This is a genomic window from Micromonospora hortensis (assembly GCF_022230935.1).
Taxonomy (GTDB): Bacteria; Actinomycetota; Actinomycetes; order Mycobacteriales; family Micromonosporaceae; genus Micromonospora; species Micromonospora hortensis.
On the sequence record NZ_JAKKFE010000012.1, the window covers coordinates 437,532 to 458,609 of the forward strand.

Consider the following 21,078-nt stretch of genomic DNA (forward strand, 5'->3'; position numbering starts at 1 on the left):
GAGGAGCACCGATGACGCAGAGTGAACAGGACCGCCCGGAGATCGTCGTCGGACTGGTGGCAACCCCGCCGGACCACCCGGCCCGGGTGGCCGCGCGGCTCACCGCCGAGCTGACCAGCGGGCTCGCCGAGCGGGTGAACGCGGACGTGCGGTGGATCGTCCGGGAAGGCTGGGGCGACGTGGCGCCGCGCCGCGACGGCGGCGTTGAGGCGCTACTCGATGATCTCGCCCAACGGCGTGCCGACGACCAGTGGGACGTCGCCGTCTGCCTGACCGACCTGCCGCTGCATGCCGAGCGGGTGCCGCTGGTCGCGCAGACCTCCGCTCGGCGTCGAGTCGCTGTGGTGTCCCTGCCCGCGCTGGGACTGCACCAGCTGCGAGCGGCCCGCGCAGCCGTTCCGGATCTGGTGAGCCGGCTGCTGACCGACGCAACCGACCAGCGAGTGCCGCCTGGCGGCTGGGCACCGGCCGAGACGGCAAGCCGGGTTCCCGCCGTCCACCGGGTCGTCGGCGAGGCCGACACCGGTGAGCGGCGCTACGTCGCCTCGCGGCTCATCGGCCGGTTACGGCTGTTGATCGGCATGGTTCGCGCCAACCGTCCGGGGCGAGCCCTGCTGGGCCTGTCGAAGCTGCTGGTGGGCGCGTTCGGCACTGCCGCGTTCGCACTCACCACGGACACCATCTGGCAGATGGGCGCTGCGCTCGGCGGACTGCGGCTCGCCGTGATCATGGTGCTCGGGCTGACAGCGTTGGTGGCCTGGTTGATCGTCGCGCACGACCTGTGGGAGAAACCGAGCCGCGAGACGCCGACCGAGCTGGCACGGCTGTTCAACCTGGGTACGATCCTCACCCTCACTCTGGCCACGGTGCTGTCCTACGTGGTGTTGTTCGTGGGAACGGTGCTCGTCGCGGCGCTGCTGATCGACACATCAGTCCTGGAACAGACCTTGCAGCGGCCGGTCGACGTCACCGACTATCTGACGCTCGCCTGGATCACCAGCTCGCTGGCCACCGTCGGCGGCGCGATCGGCTCCGGGCTCGAGAACGAGGAGACGGTTCGGGCCGCCGCTTACGGCTATCACCCGCAACCCGATGGCTGGCGGGACGAGAAGAGCGGGCAGTCCCGCGGCGGGAGGTAAGCGGGCCGTCGGGCCCGCCCTACTCAAGGCTGATACTGACCGCGGGTGCGGGGCAACCACTGCGGATGATGGTCGCGAAGGTAGCTGACCAGCCCTTCGCGCAGATCGCAGCGCAGGTCCCAGGCGCTGGCGCCGTCGGCGGCCGAGGCCTGCACCTGGATGACCGCTGTCTGTGGAGTGGAGTCGACCATCTGGAGCACCCACTGGTCGCGATCCCACAGCGGTGAGGACTCGACCAGCCGGCGCGCCTCCCGGCGCAGGTCGTCCAGGTCGGCGGTGTGGTCGACATGAATCTGGATCTTGCCGACAACCCGGGACTCGTTCCGGGTCCAGTTCTGGAACGGCCGCTCGGTGAAGTACGTGGTCGGCAGGATGAGCATCCGCTCGTCCCAGAGCCGGATCACCACGTTGGTCAGCTTCACCTCCTCAACTCGGCCCCATTCGCCGTCCACCACCAGCACGTCGCCGACGTGCAGGCCGTCGGCGAAGGCGACCTGGACACCGGCGAACGCGTTGCCGAGCGCGGTACGGGCCGAGAGGCCGATCAACGCGCCGACCACGCCCGCCGACGTCAGCACGGAGACGCCGAAGAGGCGTACCGGCCGGAAGGTGATGAGGATCAGGCCGATCGCGACGATCGTGACCACGGCGACCGTGAGCCGCCGCATGGGCCGAATCTGCGTCCGGGCCCGCCGGACCCGCCGGCTGGCGACCGCGTCACCAGGCAGTCGACTGAACGCGACCGCCTCGGCCACGTGCAACGCCTTGTTCACCAACCATGCCCCGGATATCACCAACGCCACCCGGGCGACGTGCCGCAGATGAGGCTGCCATTCGGCCGGACCCAACGGCAGCGCGTAGTACAGCGCCCCGACCAGCAGCAGCGCCGCCGCCGGGCGGCGGCAGGCATGCCGCAGGGGCTCCAGCAGCCACCGGTAACGGCCGCGGGCTACCCGGCGGACGACCATGCCAGAGACCAGGTCCACGACCACCGCCGTCGCCAGCGCGGCCACTACGATCAACGCGGTACGCATCAGAGGCCGCTCACCGTAGTCCCGATGCCAGCTTCCCCCGGCTCACTGCCCAGTCCACGTGCTCAGGGTGCCACCCCGTCCAGTGGCAGGCGGCCAACATCGGCGAACAACAGCTGACCGCAACCGCGTCAGCCGCTCGACGATCGCTTCACCGGAGCAGTTGCACTCGTGCGGCCGGGGAGCCGGCGCCGGCAAGCGGAGTGGTGGCGAGGCGCTGACCGCGACTGTCGCTGTGCCCGAACCTAGGAGCGAGCGCGGATGATCGTCTTTCCGGTGATCCGCTTGGTCGGGTTGAGAGCGGCGACGGCGTCGTCGAGGTCTGCGACGTTGCCGATGTTCGTCCGCAGTCGCCCGTCCCGTACCCGCTGGACGATTTCCCCCAGTTGGGTGCGATCGGGCATCACGACGAAATCTATCGCCAGGCCGCCCGCCGGCCGCGCCTCGGACGGTCCGACAACGGACACCAGTGTTCCTCCGGCTCGAATCAGGCCTGCCGACCGCTTCCCGATGTCACCGCCGATGACGTCGAAAACCAGGTCGACCCCACCGACGTCTTCCACTGCCTCGTTGCCGAGGTCGACGAACTCGTGTGCGCCGAAGTCGAGCGCCCTCTGACGGTCGGCGGCGCGCCCGGTGCCGATGACGTAGGCGCCGAACTCCCGGGCGAGCTGCGTCACCATCGACCCGACTGCGCCGGCCGCGCCGTGCACGAGGACGCTCTGCCCCGCCTGCAGGCGGCCGTGCTCGAACAACCCCTGCCAGGCGGTCAGGCCAGAGATCGGCAGGCTCGCTCCCACAGTGAAGTCGACGTCGCCGGGCAGCGGCGCGAGGTTGCGCGCCTCGACGGCCACGTATTCCGCCAGGGTGCCGTCGCGGGTCCAGTCCGTCAGGCCGAACACCCGCTGTCCCACCGACAGCCCCGTGGTGCCATACCCGAGAGCGCTGACCACCCCGGCCAGCTCGTGCCCGGGTATCGACGGAGTCCGGTCACGGCCGAGGCGATCGGTCCAGGTCGAGGGCCACGCCATCTCGGTCGGGACGAACCCCGACGCGTGAACCTGAACGACGACGTCGTTGAGTGCCGGTTCCGGCTCAGGCCGCTCCACCAGCGTCATCCCGGCCGTTCCCGCAGCCTCGTCCGTCACCACTATCGCCTTCATCAGATATCTCCCTGCATCCAGCCCTCGTCTGCACTGGCACGAGGAGCGCATGTCCGTTTCCCCGCATTGACGGCGCCAAGCCTCGACGCCGTGCACACCACGCTGATCGGCAGTGGTTGGGGCGCGAGGACATCGCCGAGAGGGGCGGGGACGTGTGTCGAACTGACGCCGACGGGTAAGTCGGGCTCCTCGTCGCTACCGGAGCCGCCCGTCGGTCATCCCGAACCTAGCTACGGTAAAACTGGTCTGTCAAGTCCACTATTGGGGCGCGGGGTTACTGCTGTGGCCGAGCAGGAAGTGCCAGTTCAACCTCATCAGCGGCGCGGGCGCCTGGCACGGCTGGACAGGATCGTTCCTGGACTCAAGAGTCCAGATAGAATCGAGGGTGCGGGAATATGACCGACCAGGAGAGCGTCTGTACCTACGTGTCCAGGTGGGCTGGCACGACGACAGGCAAGGAGACGACGTGAACACCGAAAAGGCAATCCTCGCCGGCGGCTGCTTCTGGGGCATGGAGGAGTTGTTCCGCCGCCAGCCCGGCATCGTGTCCACGCGCGTCGGCTACAGCGGCGGCGACGTCCCGAACGCCACCTACCGCAACCACGGCACCCACGCGGAGTCCATCGAGGTCGTCTACGACACCGACAAGACCGACTTCCGCGCGCTGCTCGAGTTCTTCTTCCAGATCCACGACCCGTCGACGAAGAACCGCCAAGGTAACGACATCGGCATCAGCTACCGCTCGGCGATCTTCTACACCAGCGACGAGCAGAAGCGGGTCGCCGAGGACACCATCGCCGACGTCGACGCCTCGGGCCTGTGGCCCGGCACTGTCGTTACCGAGGTCACGGCGGCAGGCGACTTCTGGGAAGCAGAGCCTGAGCACCAGAACTACCTGCAGACCTACCCCAACGGATACACCTGCCACTTCCCCCGGCCCGGGTGGAAGCTTCCGAAGCGGGCGACGGCCTGACACCTCCGGCGCGCGGACCCCGGTCCGCGCGCCGGTCCGGCGAGCCCTTCGCGCTCTAGGACCGAAGGGTCCAGGTGAGGTCGTACCAATGATTGATCTGGGGATAGTGGTGCCCCCGTCCACCAAGCCATGGGAACGCGTGCCCGCCCTTCACCAGCACGCAATGCGCCATGACGCATGATGGACTCCGAGGTCCAACTCCACCTAGATCATCTGGTGTGCCGGATAGACTTGACAGATGAGCGACGAGCAGCTGGCTGCGCCGACGAACAGGCGGCGGATCAGTCAACGGGGCATCGCGACGCGAAAGCGGATCCTCGAGGCAGCGAACCGGCTCATGCTCGTGCGCGGAGTGAACGCGACGACCCTCGACGACATCCGCGAGGCAAGCCAGACGAGCAAGTCTCAGCTCTACCACCACTTCGCCGACAAGCAGGAACTCGTGCGCGCCTTGGTCAAACATCGAGGCGCGCTCGTGCTTCAGCGTGAACGCGCGGGGCTCGAACGACTCAGATCGTTCTCAGGGCTGGTCCGGTGGCGTAACGCGCTGGTCCAGGCCAACTCGCTGAACAACGGCAAGTACGGGTGCGGCCTCGGGTCGATGACTCTGGAGCTGTCTGATCAAGATGAGCAGGCTCGATCGTCCCTGTCGGAGACGTTCGCGGCATGGGAAAAGCTGATCAGTGATGGTCTGCACCGGATGCGCGACAGCGGCCTACTGCGCCAGGACGCCGACCCGGAGAAATTGGCCACGGGATTGATGGCCGCTCTGCAGGGCGGCTACCTGCTGGCGAACGCCGCACACGACGTCGCTCCCATGGAAGTCGCTCTGGACATGGCGCTGGAACACATCAGATCGTTCCTGGTGCCGCCGTCCGAGGACCCGACGCGCTAGGGCCCCGCTGTGCACCGAAAGGGCCGGCGAGTGATTCCCGCCGACCCCTCCCGGCACTGTCACTTTCCGTACAGCTCGAATTCGTAGAGCGAGAACCCGTACGAGGTGGCCCGCTTGACCCCGTACACCCGCACGTAGCGGGCGGTGACCGGGGCGAAGGTGGCGTTGTCGACGCCGCCGTTGCCGGCGGTAGTGGCGAACACCGGCGTCCATGAATTGCCGTCGCCGGAGACCTCGATCCGGTACGAGGTGGCGTGAGCGGACTCCCACCGCAGCACCGCCCGGTTGACGCTGCGGGCCGCGCCGAGGTCGACCCGGAGCCACTGGTTGTCGTTGTAGCTGCTCGCCCACCGGCTGCCGAGGCTGCCGTCGACCGCCTTGCCCGGGGTGTGGCCGGTCAGGAACTGTGTGCTCGACGCGGTGGCCGGGCGGCCCTGCGCCAGGTTGGTGACGTCGTCGCCCCGGCGCGCCGGGAACGAGACGACCTGCTGGTAGGTGGGGCGGTTCTGCCAGGCGATCACCGGGTGGGTGATGCCGCCGAGCCCGGACTGGGCGATCGAGTCGGCACACCACTGGTCGCCGGCACCGCAGGACTTGTCACCCGGGTAGACAGTGGTGACCGGCACCACGGCGGCCTGGCCGAGCGCGTCGAGCAGCGCCTGCCGGCACGCGGCGAGGTTGCCGTTGCCGCAGTACGCGCGGCCCAGCCCACCGGCCACCGGGTCGCCGAGCACGGTCCGCAGGTCCTTGTCGACGTAACCCCACCAGCCGTGCTGGAACGACGAGCCCTTGTGCGCCTGACCCTGCAACGCCCAGCTCACGGCGCCGTCGCGCCCCCCGTTCTGGCCGCCCGACGGCGCCTCGTTCACCTCGATGGCGTCGACCAGCGCGGCGTAGAGATCCGGCCCGAGGCCGGGGCGGAACTGCGCCGAGGCCAGCAGCGGCCACCAGGCGTCGAAGATCCGGATGGCGTCGGCGTGCTGGTAGACCTTCGAGCCGGGTGACGTCTCCACCCGGCGGGTCCCGGCCTGCTGCCAGGCGCGCAGCTTGCCCACCGCGTCGACCAGCGCCGGAGCGGTGACCGGCGTGCTGTCCAGCACCCGCAGCAGGTCGCCGAGGACCTGCTGGCCGCGCAGGTCGGTCACCGCCGCATCCGCCGTGATCGTGACGACGTCGGCGCGGCCGAGCTTGCGCTGGGCGATCGCGGCGCGCACCGGGCCGTCGAGCAGCTGAGCCCGGTGTACGGAGCCGAAGCTGAAGTTGCCGTCCGCCGCCCCGAAGTCCCGCGCCTGCTTGTTGTTCCAGCTGACGTAGTAGTCCTGGTTGACCGACTGCGGATGCGCCGACGCCGGGGTGTAGGTGGCGTCGTTGGTGTCCGGGTTCCAGCCGGCCCACTCGTACGCCGGGTCCGCCCTGGTGGGCAGGTTCGGGTCGGCGGTGGCCGGACGGACCGGGTTCGAGCCGGAGTTGTAGTACGCCGCCTCGGTCGAGTTGACGTAGAACCAGTTGAACGCGTACCCGACATCGGCCGCGGACGCCTGGAAGGCCGCGGCGCTGCCCATCGCCGACGGGTCGTTGAACGCCTGGAAGCCGATCGCCGAGTCAGCCTCGTGCCGGTAGGTCGAGCGCAGTTTGGTGAACGCCGTCGGCTGCCCGTTCACCAGGCCCCGGTGGGCCACCAGCCCGTACTTGGTGCGCAGCGCGCGCAGTGTGTACGAGCCGGCCGGGGTGGAGTCGGCCAGCGTCGGCGTCCAGGAGTTGCGCTGCTCCAGCGCCTCCATGGCGAGGCACTGCCCGTGGTAGAGGTAGCGGTTGGTGCGCAGCGTCGGGGCGCTGCCGTCGGTGGTGCACAGCGGCACCGCGTACGTGTCGGTGAGGTCCTGGGAGGCGGAGGTAGCGCTCCACGCGTAGTCCTGGCCCCGGCCGAGCAGCACGTAGAGGTTGAGCCCGGCGAACGCGGCGCCCCGAGCGCTGATGCCCGGGCCCTGCAACTCCTGGAGCATCAGCAACTGCGGCGCGAAGTAGCCGGTCTGCGGCCCGAACACGGCCACCGGGTTGCCGGTGGTGGTGTGCCGTCCGGAGACCACCACCGCGTTGGACATGCCGTGCGCGCGCAGGTTGGCCAGGCCGCCGAGCAGTTCCTTGGTGGCGGTGCTGGCGCCGGTGCGGGCGGCGGCCCCGCCGGTGGCGTCGTAGGCCAGGGGTTCGGCGACCACCGAGCCGGCGTCGGGGAGCACCGCGCTGGTCGCGCCGGGCGACGTCGCCCCGTACGGGAAGCTCTGCCCGTCGTGCAGGGTGAGCATGGTCTCCGGGTCGTTCTGCGAGCGGAAGGCCGCCCACACCCGGTCGCCCTCGGTCGCGCCGTACTTGGCGCGGGCGGCCACCCGGACCAGCGCGGACTGGATCTCGCTGCCGCCGCCCCCGCCGAAGAGTCCGCCGATCACGCCGGCGGTGGCGATCAGATCGGTCATGGTGAAGTGCTTCGGCTTACCGGCGCCGGCGAGCACGTACTCACCCGGGTAGTTGTCCTCGGCGATCGACCTGTCGATGTAGGCGTTGATGCCGGCGATGTAGTCGACCACGTCGGTGTAGAGCTGCTGGCCGCGGGCGCCCTTGGTGCGCAGCGCGTCCACCTGGGCCTGGAGGTCCGCCTCGGTGTACGGCGAGTTGGCCCAGACGCTCTGCTCCAGCTCACGGTTGCCAGGGGCGCCGCCGGCGAACGAGGTGACGTTGCCGCGGCCGACGTGCCGCAGCAGGTCCATCACCCAGAGCCGGTCCTGTGCCCCGGCGTAGCCGGCGCCGAACATGGTGCCGGCGCGGGTGGTGCCGGTGACGTGCGGGACGCCGGTGGCCTTGTCCCGCACGATGGTGACGTCCGCGCGCGGTGAGACGGTGCTCTCCACCTGTGCGGCCGGGACACCGAACGAGGCGTCGTTGTAGAAGTGGGCGATCTGTTCGTCGGTCAGCCCGGCGTAGTTGTAGACCAGGTTCGCGTACTCGTCGAGTTGGTCGCTGGAGTGCGCCGGGCGGGTGCCGAGCGCCTGGTGCGCCAGGATGGCGACCAGCGTGGCGTTGCCGTTCTGCCCAGGGGGCAGGATGTCGGCGCACTGGCCGAGGCAGTAGTCGTTGGCGGCGAACGTCGTGGCGGCCAGCGCCGGTGACGGCGGGGTCACCGTCAGGACGCTCGCGGTCAGGACTGCGGCGGTGAACGCCGCGAGCCGGTTACGGAGAGCGGGACGGGGCATGGCGATCCTCCGGGGACGCGGAGTCGGGCCGTTCGGTCACGCCCGGCTTCCGGTGCCGACGTCTCGCCCTCCGCGCCCGGGCGTTCCGCCAGGAGGTGAGAGTGACTCGCATCTATCTTCGGGCAATGATCGACGCAGGACCCCCGCGCGGGATACCCGTCGTTCACCACGCGCCAATGCCGACGTTTCACCGCCTTTCGCCAGCGGCAACACTGTCACCCTGTGGGTTCCCGACACGATCGCGGGTGGGAGGCCTCCAGCGTCGCCAGCGGCGCATCAGCCGCGACGCCGGCTCAGGCGGTTCGCTGCGCGGTGTCGCCACCGCGGAGGCTGTCCAACTCGGCGAGGTACATCGCCTGCATACGGTCATAGTGCCGGACCAGGAGCGTGACCTCCTCGACGCTGTAGCCCTCGACGAGCCGCTCCGCCCGCTCGGCGAACCGCTCGTACGGTCGCTCCAACTCGGCCATCCGCTCCGGCCGCAGAGCGACGATCAACCGCCGCCGGTCCGCCGGATCGCGCTCGGCCGTCACGTAGCCCGCCTGCTGGAGCCGGCGGAGCATGCTGGTCACGGCCCCAGTGGTGAGGTTGGTCCGCTCGGCGACCTGCCCAGCGCTGGCGGACCCGACGTCCGCCAGGTAGTCGAGGCACTCCAGGTCGCTCACGGTGAGACCCAGCCGCTCCGCGATGGCGTACCGGAACACCATGGACAGCCGCGACGTCTCCCGTCCGGCGCGCATGAGGTCGTCGATCACGGACGCACGGGCCGGCTGGTGGGACATGCCCGCAATCATCCCTCCGGGACGGTGACTCGGTGCAGCCGAGGTAGCACGCGGGTCAGCACCCAGTGGGGTGCGGCCGCTCCCCCGGTGAGGCGGCGCATCAGCCTGGCGGCGGTGTCGACGGCGCGGAAGGCGTAGGGCACCATCTCGTCCTGGTAGCTGGCTATCGCCGCCTCCACCGGCGTGCCGCTGGCCTGGGCCTCGACCAGCCTGCGGCCGAGCAGGGCGGCATCGCGCAGCGCGGTGTTGCCGCCGTGAGCGCCGAACGGCGGCATGACGTGCACGGCGTCGCCCATCATCGTCGCCCGGGGCACTGCCCACCGGCGCGGACGCTGGCCGGTGGCGAAGAGGTTGAGCACCGTGGCGTCCAGCTCGGCCGTGCCGACCAGCCGCCGGATGACCGTGTGGAAGTCCATGCTCATCCGGGAGGCCAGTCGCCACAGCGCCAGCAGGTCGCCCCGGATGCCCACGGGCACCTCCTCCTGCCGGAGCAACAGTCCCCACATGACGTAGTCGTCGCCCGTGGGCGCATAACTGCCCGGGGCCAGGCGCGCGAACGCCTCCGGCGGGCTCTCGCCGAACCGCATGGAGGTGAAGAAGAAGGCGCGGCCCGGCTGGTCGGCGATGGCCAGGACCCCGCTGGTACGCAGCGCGTCCGGGATGACGCTCTCGCCGTTGCGCCGCAGGGGCGATCGGCCGTAGATGCCCGCCATCGGGGTGTTCGCGGGGTCCGCGTCCGGCATGATCTGCGCGCGCAGCGCCGAGCCGACGCCGTCCGCGCCCACGACGACGGTTGCCGCCGCGGCCCCGCCGTCGGAGAACAGCAGCCGCGGCCGTGTCGGGTCGCCACTGTCCACCGCGACGGCGTCCTTGCCGTAGTGGATGCGCCCGTTCAGCCCGGACTGCAGGATCGACCGCAGGGTCAGCCGGTCGACCTGGCGGGTCGCGTGCGGCTCGTCCTTGAAGGTGATGGCGAACGCGTCCCGCAGCCGGCCGTCGGTAAAGCGTAGCTGCCCACCGGGCTCGTCGCCGGTGGTCAGCGCCAGGTTGTACAGCGAGCGTGGCAGGCTCTCGCGCAGCGCCTCGATGCCGTACCGGTCGAGAATGATCCGGTAGCCCTGCCGCCGGACGAAGGGACCCGAATCCCGCTCGTAGACGTGCACGTCGATGCCGGCGCGCATCAGGTACTGGGCGAGGCAGAGGCCGGAGAGGCCGGCGCCGGCGATCGCCACCGAGAAGTCCGTCGATGTGACCATGCGGTTTATCTTAATGACTAAGATGATTTCGGCAAGGCCGTCGCCGCGACGATGGCTGGACCGGTCAGCTTGGTCGATTAGTGTCGATGCATGACGCCAGCCCTCGCCACCAGTGCCTTCGACTCGCTGCGCCTCGACGCCGTGCCCGACCAGGAGTCGCTGCGCCGGGCCTACGAACTCCCCAGTGACGCGGCCGTGCGGAAGCAGATGACCGAACTCACCGAGCAGACCCGGCGGTTGATCGGCTGTTCGTCGCTGGTCCTGGTCGCCACAGTCGACGCCACTGGCAACTGTGACGTCTCCCCGCGCGGCGGCCCCGCCGGCTTCGTCGCCGTCCTGGACGCACGGACGGTGGCAATACCGGACGCCACCGGCAACAAGCGTCTGGACAGTCTGCAGAACGTCGTCGCGACGGGGCGGGCCGGGCTGCTGTTCATCATTCCGGGGCGTACCACGACGCTCAGGGTGAACGGCCGGGCCTGCGTCTCCACTCGCCCCGAGCTGCTGTCGCAGCTGACCGCCGTGGGCAAGCCACCGGCCAGCGCGCTGGTGCTGGGGATCGATGAGGTCTACCCACACTGCCCCAAGGCGCTGTTGCGCAGCGGGGCCTGGAAGCCCGAGCAGTGGCTGCCGGCGGACGCCCAGCCGACCTCGGCCGAGGTGACGCTGGCCCAGCTACGAATGCCCGAGCTGACGATTGCCGACATCGAGAAGGCCGAGGCGGACTCGCTGAAGTACCGGTACGAATGACAGACATAGCCGAGTTTCGATGAAAGTGGGTTTACGCCTGGTGGGTTTCCGTGGGACTGCTCTAACCTCAAGACATGGTCTCGCGTCGATCTCTTCTTCGGGCGGTCCCGCTTGCGGCCGCTGCCCTTACCGCCGCCCCAGGTGATCTCCGTTGGACCGGCACGCCGTCCACCGCGACGAATGCGGTCCGCGTACCACCCGACCCGGCCACGATGCAGGCCGCCGCTACCGCCGTTCGCGGCTTCACGGCCGACCTCTACCGCACCGTGGCATCGACCCGGGCAGGCGACAATGTGGTGTGCGCGCCGTACTCGGTCGCGATCGCGCTCGCGATGACCAGGGCGGGCGCCGGCTCGACCACGGCAGGCGAGATGGACACTGTGCTCCACGCGCCGCATCCGCGCCCTCGCGCACTCGACAGCGGGCTCAACACCGTCGAGCAGGCGCTCGCCGGCCGCTACCAGGACGGCGACGGAGTCAAGCAACCCCGGCTGACCACGGCCAATGCGCTGTGGACACGACTCGATCTGTGTCTGCGGCCCCGGTTCCGGGACGCCCTGGCCGGCTACTACGGCGCCACGCCGCGACCGGTCGACTTCCGCGGCGCGCCGGAGGTGGCCCGCCAGGAGATCAACACCTGGGTGTCCGATCGGACCAACGCGAAGATTCCGGAGCTGTTGCAGTCCGACGCCGTGAGCCCCAACACCAGCCTGATACTGACCAACGCGATCTACCTCAAGGCGGCCTGGAAGTACCCGTTCACCGCGGCGGCAACGGCGGTAGGACCCTTCACAAGGGATGACGGAACCGTTGTCGACGTCCCGATGATGCGCGGGCCGTTCGACAGAATGGGCTACCTCGAGGGGGACGGGTGGCGCGCCGTCGACGTGCCGTACGCGGGCGACGGCCTTGCCATGGCCATCGTCATGCCGACCCGGGACGATCTCAGCGCTGTCGAGGCGAGCCTCGACGCGACCTGGCTGGGAGCGTTGCTGGCCGGGTTCCAGATCACCGACGTCGAACTGCGCCTGCCCCGGTGGACGTTCCGCCTGCCGGCCGAGCTGGGTGCCGCGCTGAGCAGCCTCGGCATGCCCACGGCATTCACGTCACAGGCCGACTTCACCCGCATGAGCACCGAGCCCGCCCTGTGCATCGACGACGTGGTGCACGAGACGTTCATCGGGGTGGACGAGAAGGGTACCGAGGCGGCAGCCGCATCGGCCGTCATCGTCCGACCGCCGTCGATCCCGCAAGGGCCGCAGTTCTTCGCCAACCGGCCATTCCTGTACGTCATCCACGACCGGCTCACCGGCGTACCACTGTTCCTCGGCCGCGTCCACGACCCGCTGGTCAACGGCCCAGCCTGACCCGACGACACCAGACGACATCGTCGGTGCGCGACGTCAATTGGCCCCGAGCAGGTCCCACCGGTTGCCGGCGATGTCGAGGAAGACCGCGACTCGGCCATAGGGCTCGGTCCGCGGCTCCCGGACGAAGGTGACATCGGCCTCGACCATCCGTCGATAAGCGGCGTCGAAGTCGTCGACGCGGAAGAAGAACCCGACTCGGCCGGCTACCTGGTTACCGATTGCGGCGCGCTGGTGTTCTCCGTCGCCGCGAGCGAGGAGGATCCCGGTCTGAGCGCCCGGCGGCCGAACGACGACCCACCGCTTGGCTCGACCGTCATTGGTCAGTGCTGGGGAGTCCTCGACGAGGTCGAAGCCGAGGACGTCGATGAAGAACGCGATCGCGGGGTCGTACTCGTCGACAATCAGCGCAACCAAGTCGATCTGCACCACGGCAGCGTACCTGGGACGAGGTCCTGCTGGCCTGCGGCGAGAACGGCCGGTCGCACCTGCGGGACGAGCGCCTGGTTCATCCGTCGCAGGCTCGGCGGCAGTTGCGCGCACCCGAACCTCGTGGATAAGCCGTCTCCTACCGTGACGCGCAGCGGTGGGCGCTCATCGTCGAGGCGTTGGGATACTCCCCCAGGGCCGACAACCTCACCGACGTCCTTCACGTCTTCGGCAACTGTCTGACCGAGGGCGAACCAGGCTACGCCAGCGAGGACTTCCTCGACCGGATCGACAACTGGGACGAGATCGAGGACGTTGACCAGCCGGAGACTTATGACGGAGGGTCGATTGTGGTGCGAGGCCGGCGGGTGTCCACGCGATGTGATGGCGGCTGCCCTCTGAGATCTGTCTCCCGCGGCCTTGGCGGACGCTCTGTGCCAGGAATGCGGTTGCGGCGGCCCGTAGGATTCCTGCCATGAGTTGCTTCGCCGCTTGGCGCACGCGCCACTGAGGGTCGGCTCGCCGCCGTTCCGGCCGCCGGCTGACCACCTGACGCCCGATTTGTTGGCTTTCAGGATCTCAGCTCGAGAGGCACTCTCATGCGTATCCGCTCGTTTCTTCAGCATGACCTGGCCCAGCTCACCGAACTGACCATCGAGACGTTCGGACCGTTCTACGAAGACTCCTTCCGCCCTCTCGTGGGCGAGGCCGTCTTCGCCAACCAGCACGGCAGGTGGCGCGACGACTACGTCGAGCAGGTTGCCGAGCTCCACGACCCCGCCAAGCACCGGTACGTCGCGGTAGCCGAGATCAACGGCGCCATCGCTGGCTACGTGGCCTGGACGGTCGAGCCTGAGCGCCGAAACGCCAGCGTCACCATCCTCGCTGTGTCCGCCTCGCATCGCCGGCTCGGCACGGGCACCGTGCTGTGCGAGCATGCGTTCGCCGCGATGCGGGACCTCGGCGCCGAGGTCGTCACGATCGGCACGGGCGGGGACGGATTCCATGCGCCCGCCCGAGCCCTGTACGAAGCACTGGGCTGCACGCCGCTGCCGGTGGCTGTCTACTACCGGCAACTCTGATCAGATCCGGGGCGGGTTGCGGCGACGCAGCCCGCCCTGGTCAGTCAACGGCGCACCCGATAGCGCAGGTGAAGCACCCGGTTGCCCTGAATCACCACGTCAGGATCCTCCAACAGGTGCTGCGGGCGGACCGACCCGAAGTAGCGCTTGCCGGACCCGAAAACCACGGGTACGACGTCCATGCGTACCTCGTCGACCAGGCCGGCGGCGAGCGCCTGGCCGCCGACGTCGCCAGCGGCGACCTCGACGACGCGGTCACCCGCGAGCTCCTGCGCCCTGGCCACGGCTGCCGTGACGCCGTCGACGAAGTGAAACGGCGCCTCGGGGTCCCAGCCCTCGGGCTTCGGCCGGTGCGTCACGACGACCACGTGGTCGATCCCGCTCGGAGGCTTTCCATCCCAGCCGTCCGTCATGTCGAAGACGTGGCGGCCGGCGATCGTCACCCCGATCTGGTCCCAGTACGGCCGGATGTAGTCGTGGGACGTCTGTGACACCTTCAACACGCCGCTCTCGTCCAATGGGACGTCGCCGCTGGTCAACCAGTCGAACAGGGGTCCGGGCTGGTCGTTCTCGTCCGCGATGAAGCCGTCCACCGACACTGAGCCGTACATGACGACGCCGCCCATGAGCGTGCTCCTCTGCTTGGGGATGCCCTCAGGTTAGAGTTTCGTGGGCTGTCGTTCTTGTAAGAAATCAATCGGTCGGCAGCGGCCAGCCATCCAGCACGTGGCCGGGATGTTCGCGCAGGAACCGCCGCCTGACCTCGACGTACCGGGTCGGTGTGAGCCCGGTGAAGGCCCGGAACTCGTGGCCGAAGTGGGCCTGGTCGAAGTAGCCGGCGCCACCGGCGAGGTCGGCCCAGTCGATCGGTTCGGCGGGGTTGATCGAGAGCACTGTGGCGGCGAAGCGGTAGGTGCGGGCCAACCGTTTCGGCGTGACGCCGATGAGCTCCTTGAATCGCTGTGCCAGGTGCGTGCTGCTGACACCGGCGGAAACCCTCAGGTCGTCGATCGCCACCGCCCCGCTGGTCGCGGCGATGATGCGGCTCGTATGTCGGACCAGCCCCAGGCCGGCCGCATCGCTCAGCCGTCGCATCAGCTCCCCCTCGAGCAGCGTCAGCATCTCGTGAGGTCCCTCGGCCGTGGCCAGCCGGTCTCGCAGCTCGGCAGTGGCGGGCCTCCCCCACACCTGCTCTACGGTCGCCGGCCGGTCACACAGCTCCGTCGCGGGCATCGGCAGGAACGGTGCCGGCCCCCACGGCTTGAAGTGCACGCCGACGGACCGGGTCCGGAGTGGGTAGCCGAATTCGAACGCGCGGGTGGGCGTGGTGACCACGCAGCCGTCGGCGTACTCGGCGGTCTCGATGTCAGTGCCGGCACGGATGCGAAACGGTGCGCCGAGGTTGACGATGAGGAACGCCGCCGGACTTGCCGGAAGCGTCAGTCGGGCGTACGGCGGCGCACCCTCCAGGTAGTAAAGGTCGTCGATCAGCCCGTCCAGTGGCGGTCGCGGCACTCTGGACACGTACTCCACGCCGACAGTATCGTCGACGTGGCCGCTGACCGGGCAGTCGCCGCTGGGTGAGGTGCTGGCGAGTCCTCCGGCCACCGAGATCGACGGGATCGCGTCGTGCGTGCTGGACGCACGGCAGGCGTACGGCGCCGGAGCTGTGCTACCGGTCCAGCCACGGCGCCGCCGGTTGGCAGGGGTCGACGGCTTGCGGTGGTGGTGACTCGGACCGGCCGAGGGTTCCGAGGGTGGTGTCGAAGGTGGTTTGCCAGCCGTACTCCAGAAAGTCGGTGATCACCTTGCCGAGACGGCCGGGCTCGATCTCGGGTTACTCCTGCGGCGCGATCAGCCGGTCGTCGGTGACGTCGTGGACCGTGATCGCCTCCACCGGGCACGAGTCGGCGGCGTCGAGGATGACGTCGGCCGGGGCGACGACGTCCGCCAGCGGCGCGGACAGGCCGCCGACCAGGTGGAAGTGCTCGGGCGCGGTGCCGGCGCAGATGCTCGTGCCGATGCAACGGCGCGTGTCCACCCCGATTCGCCAGGCGGCACTCACCAGGCCACCGGCATGCCGAGCAGGCCCCGCACCAACATGCCCCGCTTCCACTCCAGCTCGGCTTCCGGTACGGCGAGCCGCAGTCCGGGCAGTCGAGTCACGAGGGTGGCTACGGCGACCTGCAACTCCATGCGGGCCAACTGCGCGCCGACGCAGTGGTGGACGCCGTGCCCGAAACCCAGGTGCGGGTTCTGCTCGCGCTCGAGATCCAGCCGGTCCGGGTCGGCGAAGACAGTGCCGTCCCGATTCGCCGATGACAGTGAGCCGAGAACCGGCTCACCTGCCCGGACAAGCACCCCGCCGACCTCGACGTCCTCCTTGGCGTACCTGGCGAAGGAGGAGCCGACGCCGAGCGGCACGTACCGCAGCAGTTCCTCGACCGCGGCCGGCGCCAGCGACGGGTCGGCCCGCAGCCGAGCGAGCTGGTCCGGATTGTGCAGCAGGACGTAGACGAAGTTGGGGATCTGGGTCACAGTGGTTTCGTGGCCGGCCGCGAGCAGCCCTCCGGCAAGCTCCACCAGCTCGGTCTCGCTGAGCCGATCCTGATTCTCGTCGCGGGCCCGCACCAACGCGCCGAGCAGGTCGTCGATCCCCGGCTCGCGGCGGCGCTCGGCGACCAGACCACCGATGTAGCCCCAGAGGTTGTTCAGGTACTCCTGGATCGTTTCCATGGGCAGCGAGGTGGTCGAGACGATCGCCTCGGACCAGATGTGGAAGCGGTCGCGGTCGGCGTACGGGACCCCGAGCAGCTCGCAGATCACCTGGATCGGCAGCGGCGTGGCGACGTGCTCCACAAGGTCGGCCGGAGGACCGAGCCGGACCATGTCGTCGACCAGTTCGTCGGCGATCTCCTGGGTTCGGGGTCGTAGTGCCTCTACCCGACGTGCCGTGAACGCCTTCGCCACCAGCCGGCGCAGCCGAGTGTGATCGGGCGGGTCCAGGGTCAGCATGCCGCTGTTCTGCTGGCGTGGGGTGAGCCTGGGCTCGTCGCGGTGGACGGCCGGGGCGCGGCCGAACCGCACGTCGCCGAGGACCGTGCGGACGTCCTCGTACCGGGTGGCGAGCCACGCCTCCTCGCCGTAGGGGAGCTTGACCCGGGTCATCGGCTCGCTCTCGCGCAGCTCGCCGTAGGTCGGGTCGACGACGAGGCGGTCGGGCACACTGAACGGGTACGACCGGGCCGGCGGAACGGTTCGGCTATCGGTGGTCTGCGCGCTCTCCGTCATCCGAGTTCCCTTCGTCGAGACGGCGTGATCCTCAGGCCGGCACCTCGTTCGTAGCGGCGCCGGACTGCCAGCGTCCGGGACGTGCCGACACACACATCAACGCTCAGTAGTCTGTCGATGTCGGATCGTAGCGGCAGATATCGATGATCGCCATGGAGGCCGGTCCGTCGCCGGGGTGCGGCAGCAAAGCCACACCCCGGCAGGGACTTTCATCGGGACTGGCCCCGGATCAGCAGCCGAGCCGCTTGCTCGAAAGGGCGATGTCGTCGATCCAGAGGTCGAACTCGCCCGGTGTCGTGCCGCCCTGGTAGAGCTGCCAGCCGATCTTCACCGTGTCGACGGTCGGCAGGACGAAGGGAACGTCGTTGCCACCGTGGTCGCTCGTGGAGGCTGTCAACTCCGGGTTCGCCACGCCATCGATCCATACAGCGACGCGGTTGTCCGCCGGGTCGATCTTCCACTCGAAGCACTGCCAGGTGTCCTCGACGACCGGGGCGGACTCCCGCCAGTTGGTCCAGTCGCCGGTCGGACCGCCGTCGGCGCCGACGCCCCAGAAGGTCCCGGGGACCGTTGGCGCGTACTGCCCACCGATCGGACGGACGACCTCCGTGCTGCCGGTGCCGGTCGCTTCCACCAGCGTGAAGTGCGCCCAGTCCGGTGCCGTGGGGAAGGCGTCGACGCGCAGGCGCATGCGGCCGTAGAAGCGGTTGCCCGGCGCGGCGAAGTCGTCGACGCGCAGGAAGGCGCGTCCGTTGTCAACGGTGTGGACGTGCAGCACCTGGTTGCCACGACGGGCACGTTCGACGGTGAGCGTGCCGTTCCGGGTGTCGACACCCCAGTTCAACGTGCTGGGCCCCCCGAGAGGCAGTCGCTCGAAGTCCTCACAGAAGAGCAGGCCACGGGGGCACGAGGGCGGGGAGGCCCCCGCTGCCCCGGCCGGAACGCTGCCGACCGCGGCGCCGAGGATCAGGGCGGCGCTGAACACCGCCAGAACACTGCGCATTGTCATCCTCCAAGACGGCTGGTCGCCGACCACAGGGGCCGGGCCAGCAGGAACTGTCCGGCCATGCGACGCTGGGTGCTCCCGCCTGCCCCGTTGCGGCGCGGTTGCCTCCGCGCTGCGGCGATCCGAGCCATTCCGGCACGCCGCATCAGCTACAGCCACATTGATGAACGTCATCATATGTGAAGAGGTTGGCTTCGGTCGGCCGGCAGCGTACCGCCCTGCGGCATTGACTCGGAGACAGGAAGACGTAACGCTGTGGAAGCGCTCCCATCGTCGAGCTCCTCTGCGAAAGGAATGCTCGTGCGTCCCACCACAGCTCTACTTCCGGTCGTGCTCGCCACGGCCCTCGGCGGTCTGGTCCTGCCGGAGCCGGCCCTGGCCGCAGCCGGCCCGGCACTGGCCGTGGACACCACTGCCGCCCGGCACCAGATCAGCCCGTACGTCTACGGCATGAACTTCGCCGACCAGGCCCTCGCCCTCGACCTGCGGTTGCCGGTGCACCGCTACGGCGGCAACGCCACCACCCGCTACAACTTCCGTGCCGACACCACCAATCGCGCGTCGGACTGGTACTTCGAGAACATCCCCAACGACAACCCGAGTCCGGAGAACCTCCCGGAGGGCTCGGAGTCCGACCGGTTCGTGCAGCAGAACAAGGCCATCGGCGCCGCCACGGTCATGACGATTCCGATGCTCGGCTGGATCGCCAAGGATCGGTCGCGGGCGTGTGGCTTCAGCGTCGCCAAGTACGGCCCGCAGCAGTCCACCGACCAGTGGGCACCGGACTGCGGCAACGGCATCAAGCCGGACGGCTCACCGGTCACCGGCAACGACCCGGAGGACACCAGCGTCGCGGTGGGTCCGGAGTACGCCACCGACTTCGTCAACCACCTCAAGGGGCAGTTTGGCGCTGCCGCCGACGGTGGGGTCCAGTTCTACAACCTGGACAACGAGCCGGACTTGTGGCACTCCACCCACCGCGACGTCCGCCCGACCGGGCTGGGCTACGACGAGCTACGCGACCGCACCTACGAGTACGCCGCCGCGATCAAGGCTGCCGACCCCGGCGCGAAGACGCTCGGCCCGGTCGGCTGGGGCCTGAACTCGATCCTCTATTCGGGACTCGACCAGGACACCTGCTCGCGCACCGGCTGCTGGTCTAACCCGCCGGACAAGGCCGCGCACGGCGGCCAGGACCTCGGCCCGTGGTACCTGGACCGGATGCGCGAGTACGAGCAGCAGCACGGCACACGCATCCTCGACTACTTCGACGTCCACCTCTACCCGCAGCAGTCGGGTGTTCTGGGCGAAGCGGCCGGCGACGCCGACACCCAGGCGCTGCGACTGCGCTCGACCCGCCAGCTCTGGGACCCGACCTATGTGGACGAGAGCTGGATCAACAGTCCGGTCCGGCACATCCCGCGCCTGCGCGAGTTGGTCGACCAGCACTACCCGGGCACGAAGATCGCGATGACCGAGTACAACTGGGGTGCCTTCGGGTCGCTCAACGGCGCGCTCGCCCAGGCTGACGTTCTCGGCATCTTCGGCCGCGAAAGGCTCGACCTGGCCACCCTCTGGACCGCACCCACGGCCGACCAGCCGGTGGCCAACGCCTTCCGCGTCTACCGCAACTACGACGGCAAGGGCGGCGCGTTCGGCGAGACTTCCGTCGGGGCGACCAGTGCCGACCAGGGCAAGCTGGCCGTGTACGCCGCCGAGCGCAGCGCCGACAAGGCGCTCACAGTGGTCGTCGTCAACAAGACCGGCGACGACCTGACCAGCCCGGTCGCCCTCGCCGGCGCCTCCGCCAGCACCGCCCAGGTCTACCGTTACAGCGGGGCGAACCTCGCCGGCGTCGTCCGGGAGGCCGACCTGCCGGTGACCGCCAGCGGCCTCACGGCCACGTTCCCGGCCAACTCGATCACCCACCTGGTGCTGCCGCGCAGCACCACGCCCGGCGACACCCAGGCACCGACCGCCCCGGGTAAGCCGACCGCCGGCACGATCACCGGCGACACCGTCGCGCTGACCTGGACGCCGTCCACCGACGACACCGCCGTCACCGGCTACGACGTGCACCGGGTCGACGCCGCCGGCCCCGTTAAGGTGGGCAACGCCACCGGCACCACGTACACAGTGACCGGACTGACGCCGGACACCCCGTACACCTTCGTGGTGACCGCGCGGGACGCGGCGGGCAACGTCTCGGCGGCCTCCCCCGGCCTGACCGTACGGACCGCGCCCACCGCCCCGACCACCGTCTGCGCGGTCGGCTACACGGCGAACAGTTGGCCGGGCGGCTTCACCGCGACCGTGACGATCAAGAACACCGGCACCACCGCGATCAACGGCTGGAAACTCGCCTTCGATTTCCCCACCACCGGCCAGAAGGTCGGCCAGGGTTGGTCGGCCACCTGGAAACAGAACGGAACGAGCGTCACAGCGGACAGCATGAGTTGGAACGGCACACTCGCCCCCGGCGCGTCCACCAGCACTGGCTTCAACGGCACGTGGAGCGGCACCAACCCGGCACCGACCGCCTTCACCCTCAACGGTCAACGCTGCGGGTGAGCGAAGAGGCCCCACTCCGTACCTGACGGAGCAGGCCTGAGGGGTCCGGGGCGCAGCGGCGCCCCGGACTCCTCACTCCCGAGCGAGGGGGCCGGGGC

At 69.4% G+C, this 21,078-nt stretch carries 18 protein-coding genes and 1 pseudogene; 8 read left to right on the top strand and 11 right to left on the bottom strand.

All coding sequences use genetic code 11. The features are described from left to right. Positions 1-11 precede the first annotated feature (11 nt). Entirely contained in the window at positions 12-1,139 is a 1,128-nt protein-coding gene (locus NIE111_RS10550; protein ID WP_238684209.1) for a hypothetical protein, read from the top strand. A 23-nt stretch (positions 1,140-1,162) separates the two neighbouring features. Here NIE111_RS10550 and NIE111_RS10555 read toward each other — a convergent pair whose 3' ends face one another. Both NIE111_RS10555 and NIE111_RS10560 read right to left on the bottom strand, forming a co-directional pair. Further along, positions 1,163-2,173: a mechanosensitive ion channel family protein gene (locus tag NIE111_RS10555; RefSeq protein WP_238680915.1), complete on the bottom strand. Its 1,011-nt coding sequence runs from the start codon at positions 2,171-2,173 to the stop codon at positions 1,163-1,165. 242 nt (positions 2,174-2,415) lie between these two features. After that, positions 2,416-3,333 (bottom strand): NADP-dependent oxidoreductase, encoded by a 918-nt coding sequence (locus NIE111_RS10560; protein WP_238684210.1) that lies wholly within the window; start codon positions 3,331-3,333, stop codon positions 2,416-2,418. Positions 3,334-3,799: 466 nt separating this feature from the next. On the opposite strand from NIE111_RS10560, the gene msrA reads away from it, so the two are divergent. After that, positions 3,800-4,306 (top strand): peptide-methionine (S)-S-oxide reductase MsrA, encoded by a 507-nt coding sequence (msrA, locus tag NIE111_RS10565; RefSeq protein ID WP_238684211.1) that lies wholly within the window; start codon positions 3,800-3,802, stop codon positions 4,304-4,306. A 238-nt stretch (positions 4,307-4,544) separates the two neighbouring features. Next, positions 4,545-5,201: a TetR/AcrR family transcriptional regulator gene (locus NIE111_RS10570; protein WP_238684212.1), complete on the top strand. Its 657-nt coding sequence runs from the start codon at positions 4,545-4,547 to the stop codon at positions 5,199-5,201. A gap of 59 nt (positions 5,202-5,260) precedes the next feature. On the opposite strand, the gene NIE111_RS10575 is transcribed toward NIE111_RS10570, so the two are convergent. The 3 genes from NIE111_RS10575 to NIE111_RS10585 all read right to left on the bottom strand — a co-directional run bounded on the left by NIE111_RS10575 (position 5,261) and on the right by NIE111_RS10585 (position 10,484). After that, positions 5,261-8,446 carry a penicillin acylase family protein gene (locus NIE111_RS10575; RefSeq protein WP_238684213.1) on the bottom strand — a complete coding sequence of 1,062 codons (3,186 nt, stop codon included), beginning with the start codon at positions 8,444-8,446 and terminating at the stop codon, positions 5,261-5,263. 293 nt (positions 8,447-8,739) lie between these two features. After that, on the bottom strand, positions 8,740-9,228 hold the full coding sequence (locus NIE111_RS10580) for a MarR family winged helix-turn-helix transcriptional regulator (protein ID WP_238684214.1): 489 nt from the start codon (positions 9,226-9,228) through the stop codon (positions 8,740-8,742). An 8-nt stretch (positions 9,229-9,236) separates the two neighbouring features. After that, positions 9,237-10,484 carry an FAD-dependent oxidoreductase gene (locus tag NIE111_RS10585; protein ID WP_238684215.1) on the bottom strand — a complete coding sequence of 416 codons (1,248 nt, stop codon included), beginning with the start codon at positions 10,482-10,484 and terminating at the stop codon, positions 9,237-9,239. A gap of 90 nt (positions 10,485-10,574) precedes the next feature. Between NIE111_RS10585 and NIE111_RS10590 the strand changes: the two genes are divergently transcribed. Together NIE111_RS10590 and NIE111_RS10595 are read left to right on the top strand one after the other, a co-directional pair. Further along, positions 10,575-11,234 (top strand): MSMEG_1061 family FMN-dependent PPOX-type flavoprotein, encoded by a 660-nt coding sequence (locus tag NIE111_RS10590; protein ID WP_238684216.1) that lies wholly within the window; start codon positions 10,575-10,577, stop codon positions 11,232-11,234. A gap of 212 nt (positions 11,235-11,446) precedes the next feature. Continuing rightward, the gene (locus tag NIE111_RS10595) at positions 11,447-12,601 is read left to right on the top strand and encodes a serpin family protein (RefSeq protein WP_238684217.1); all 1,155 of its coding nucleotides are present in this window, start codon (positions 11,447-11,449) and stop codon (positions 12,599-12,601) included. A 36-nt stretch (positions 12,602-12,637) separates the two neighbouring features. Here NIE111_RS10595 and NIE111_RS10600 read toward each other — a convergent pair whose 3' ends face one another. Continuing rightward, positions 12,638-13,033 carry a VOC family protein gene (locus tag NIE111_RS10600; protein ID WP_372488303.1) on the bottom strand — a complete coding sequence of 132 codons (396 nt, stop codon included), beginning with the start codon at positions 13,031-13,033 and terminating at the stop codon, positions 12,638-12,640. A gap of 149 nt (positions 13,034-13,182) precedes the next feature. Here NIE111_RS10600 and NIE111_RS32405 point away from each other — a divergent pair. Both NIE111_RS32405 and NIE111_RS10605 read left to right on the top strand, forming a co-directional pair. Further along, a pseudogene (locus tag NIE111_RS32405) lies at positions 13,183-13,509 on the top strand (DUF7003 family protein); the annotation flags it as partial. A gap of 120 nt (positions 13,510-13,629) precedes the next feature. Beyond that, positions 13,630-14,112, top strand: a complete 483-nt coding sequence (locus tag NIE111_RS10605; RefSeq protein WP_238684219.1) for a GNAT family N-acetyltransferase — start codon at positions 13,630-13,632, stop codon at positions 14,110-14,112. Between the two features lie 44 nt (positions 14,113-14,156). Here NIE111_RS10605 and NIE111_RS10610 read toward each other — a convergent pair whose 3' ends face one another. The 5 genes from NIE111_RS10610 to NIE111_RS10630 form a co-directional block, all read right to left on the bottom strand. Beyond that, positions 14,157-14,738, bottom strand: a complete 582-nt coding sequence (locus tag NIE111_RS10610) for a dihydrofolate reductase family protein (RefSeq protein ID WP_238684220.1) — start codon at positions 14,736-14,738, stop codon at positions 14,157-14,159. 67 nt (positions 14,739-14,805) lie between these two features. After that, positions 14,806-15,720, bottom strand: coding sequence for a helix-turn-helix domain-containing protein (locus NIE111_RS10615; RefSeq protein WP_238684221.1), 915 nt, complete (start codon positions 15,718-15,720; stop codon positions 14,806-14,808). 229 nt (positions 15,721-15,949) lie between these two features. Continuing rightward, the gene (locus NIE111_RS10620; RefSeq protein WP_238684222.1) at positions 15,950-16,153 is read right to left on the bottom strand and encodes a ferredoxin; all 204 of its coding nucleotides are present in this window, start codon (positions 16,151-16,153) and stop codon (positions 15,950-15,952) included. Positions 16,154-16,173: 20 nt separating this feature from the next. Continuing rightward, positions 16,174-17,403, bottom strand: coding sequence for a cytochrome P450 (locus NIE111_RS10625; RefSeq protein WP_238684223.1), 1,230 nt, complete (start codon positions 17,401-17,403; stop codon positions 16,174-16,176). Positions 17,404-17,632: 229 nt separating this feature from the next. After that, entirely contained in the window at positions 17,633-18,406 is a 774-nt protein-coding gene (locus NIE111_RS10630; RefSeq protein ID WP_238684224.1) for a hypothetical protein, read from the bottom strand. A gap of 297 nt (positions 18,407-18,703) precedes the next feature. Between NIE111_RS10630 and NIE111_RS10635 the strand changes: the two genes are divergently transcribed. After that, positions 18,704-20,980: a glycoside hydrolase family 44 protein gene (locus NIE111_RS10635; protein ID WP_238684225.1), complete on the top strand. Its 2,277-nt coding sequence runs from the start codon at positions 18,704-18,706 to the stop codon at positions 20,978-20,980. The last annotated feature ends 98 nt before the right edge of the window (positions 20,981-21,078 follow it).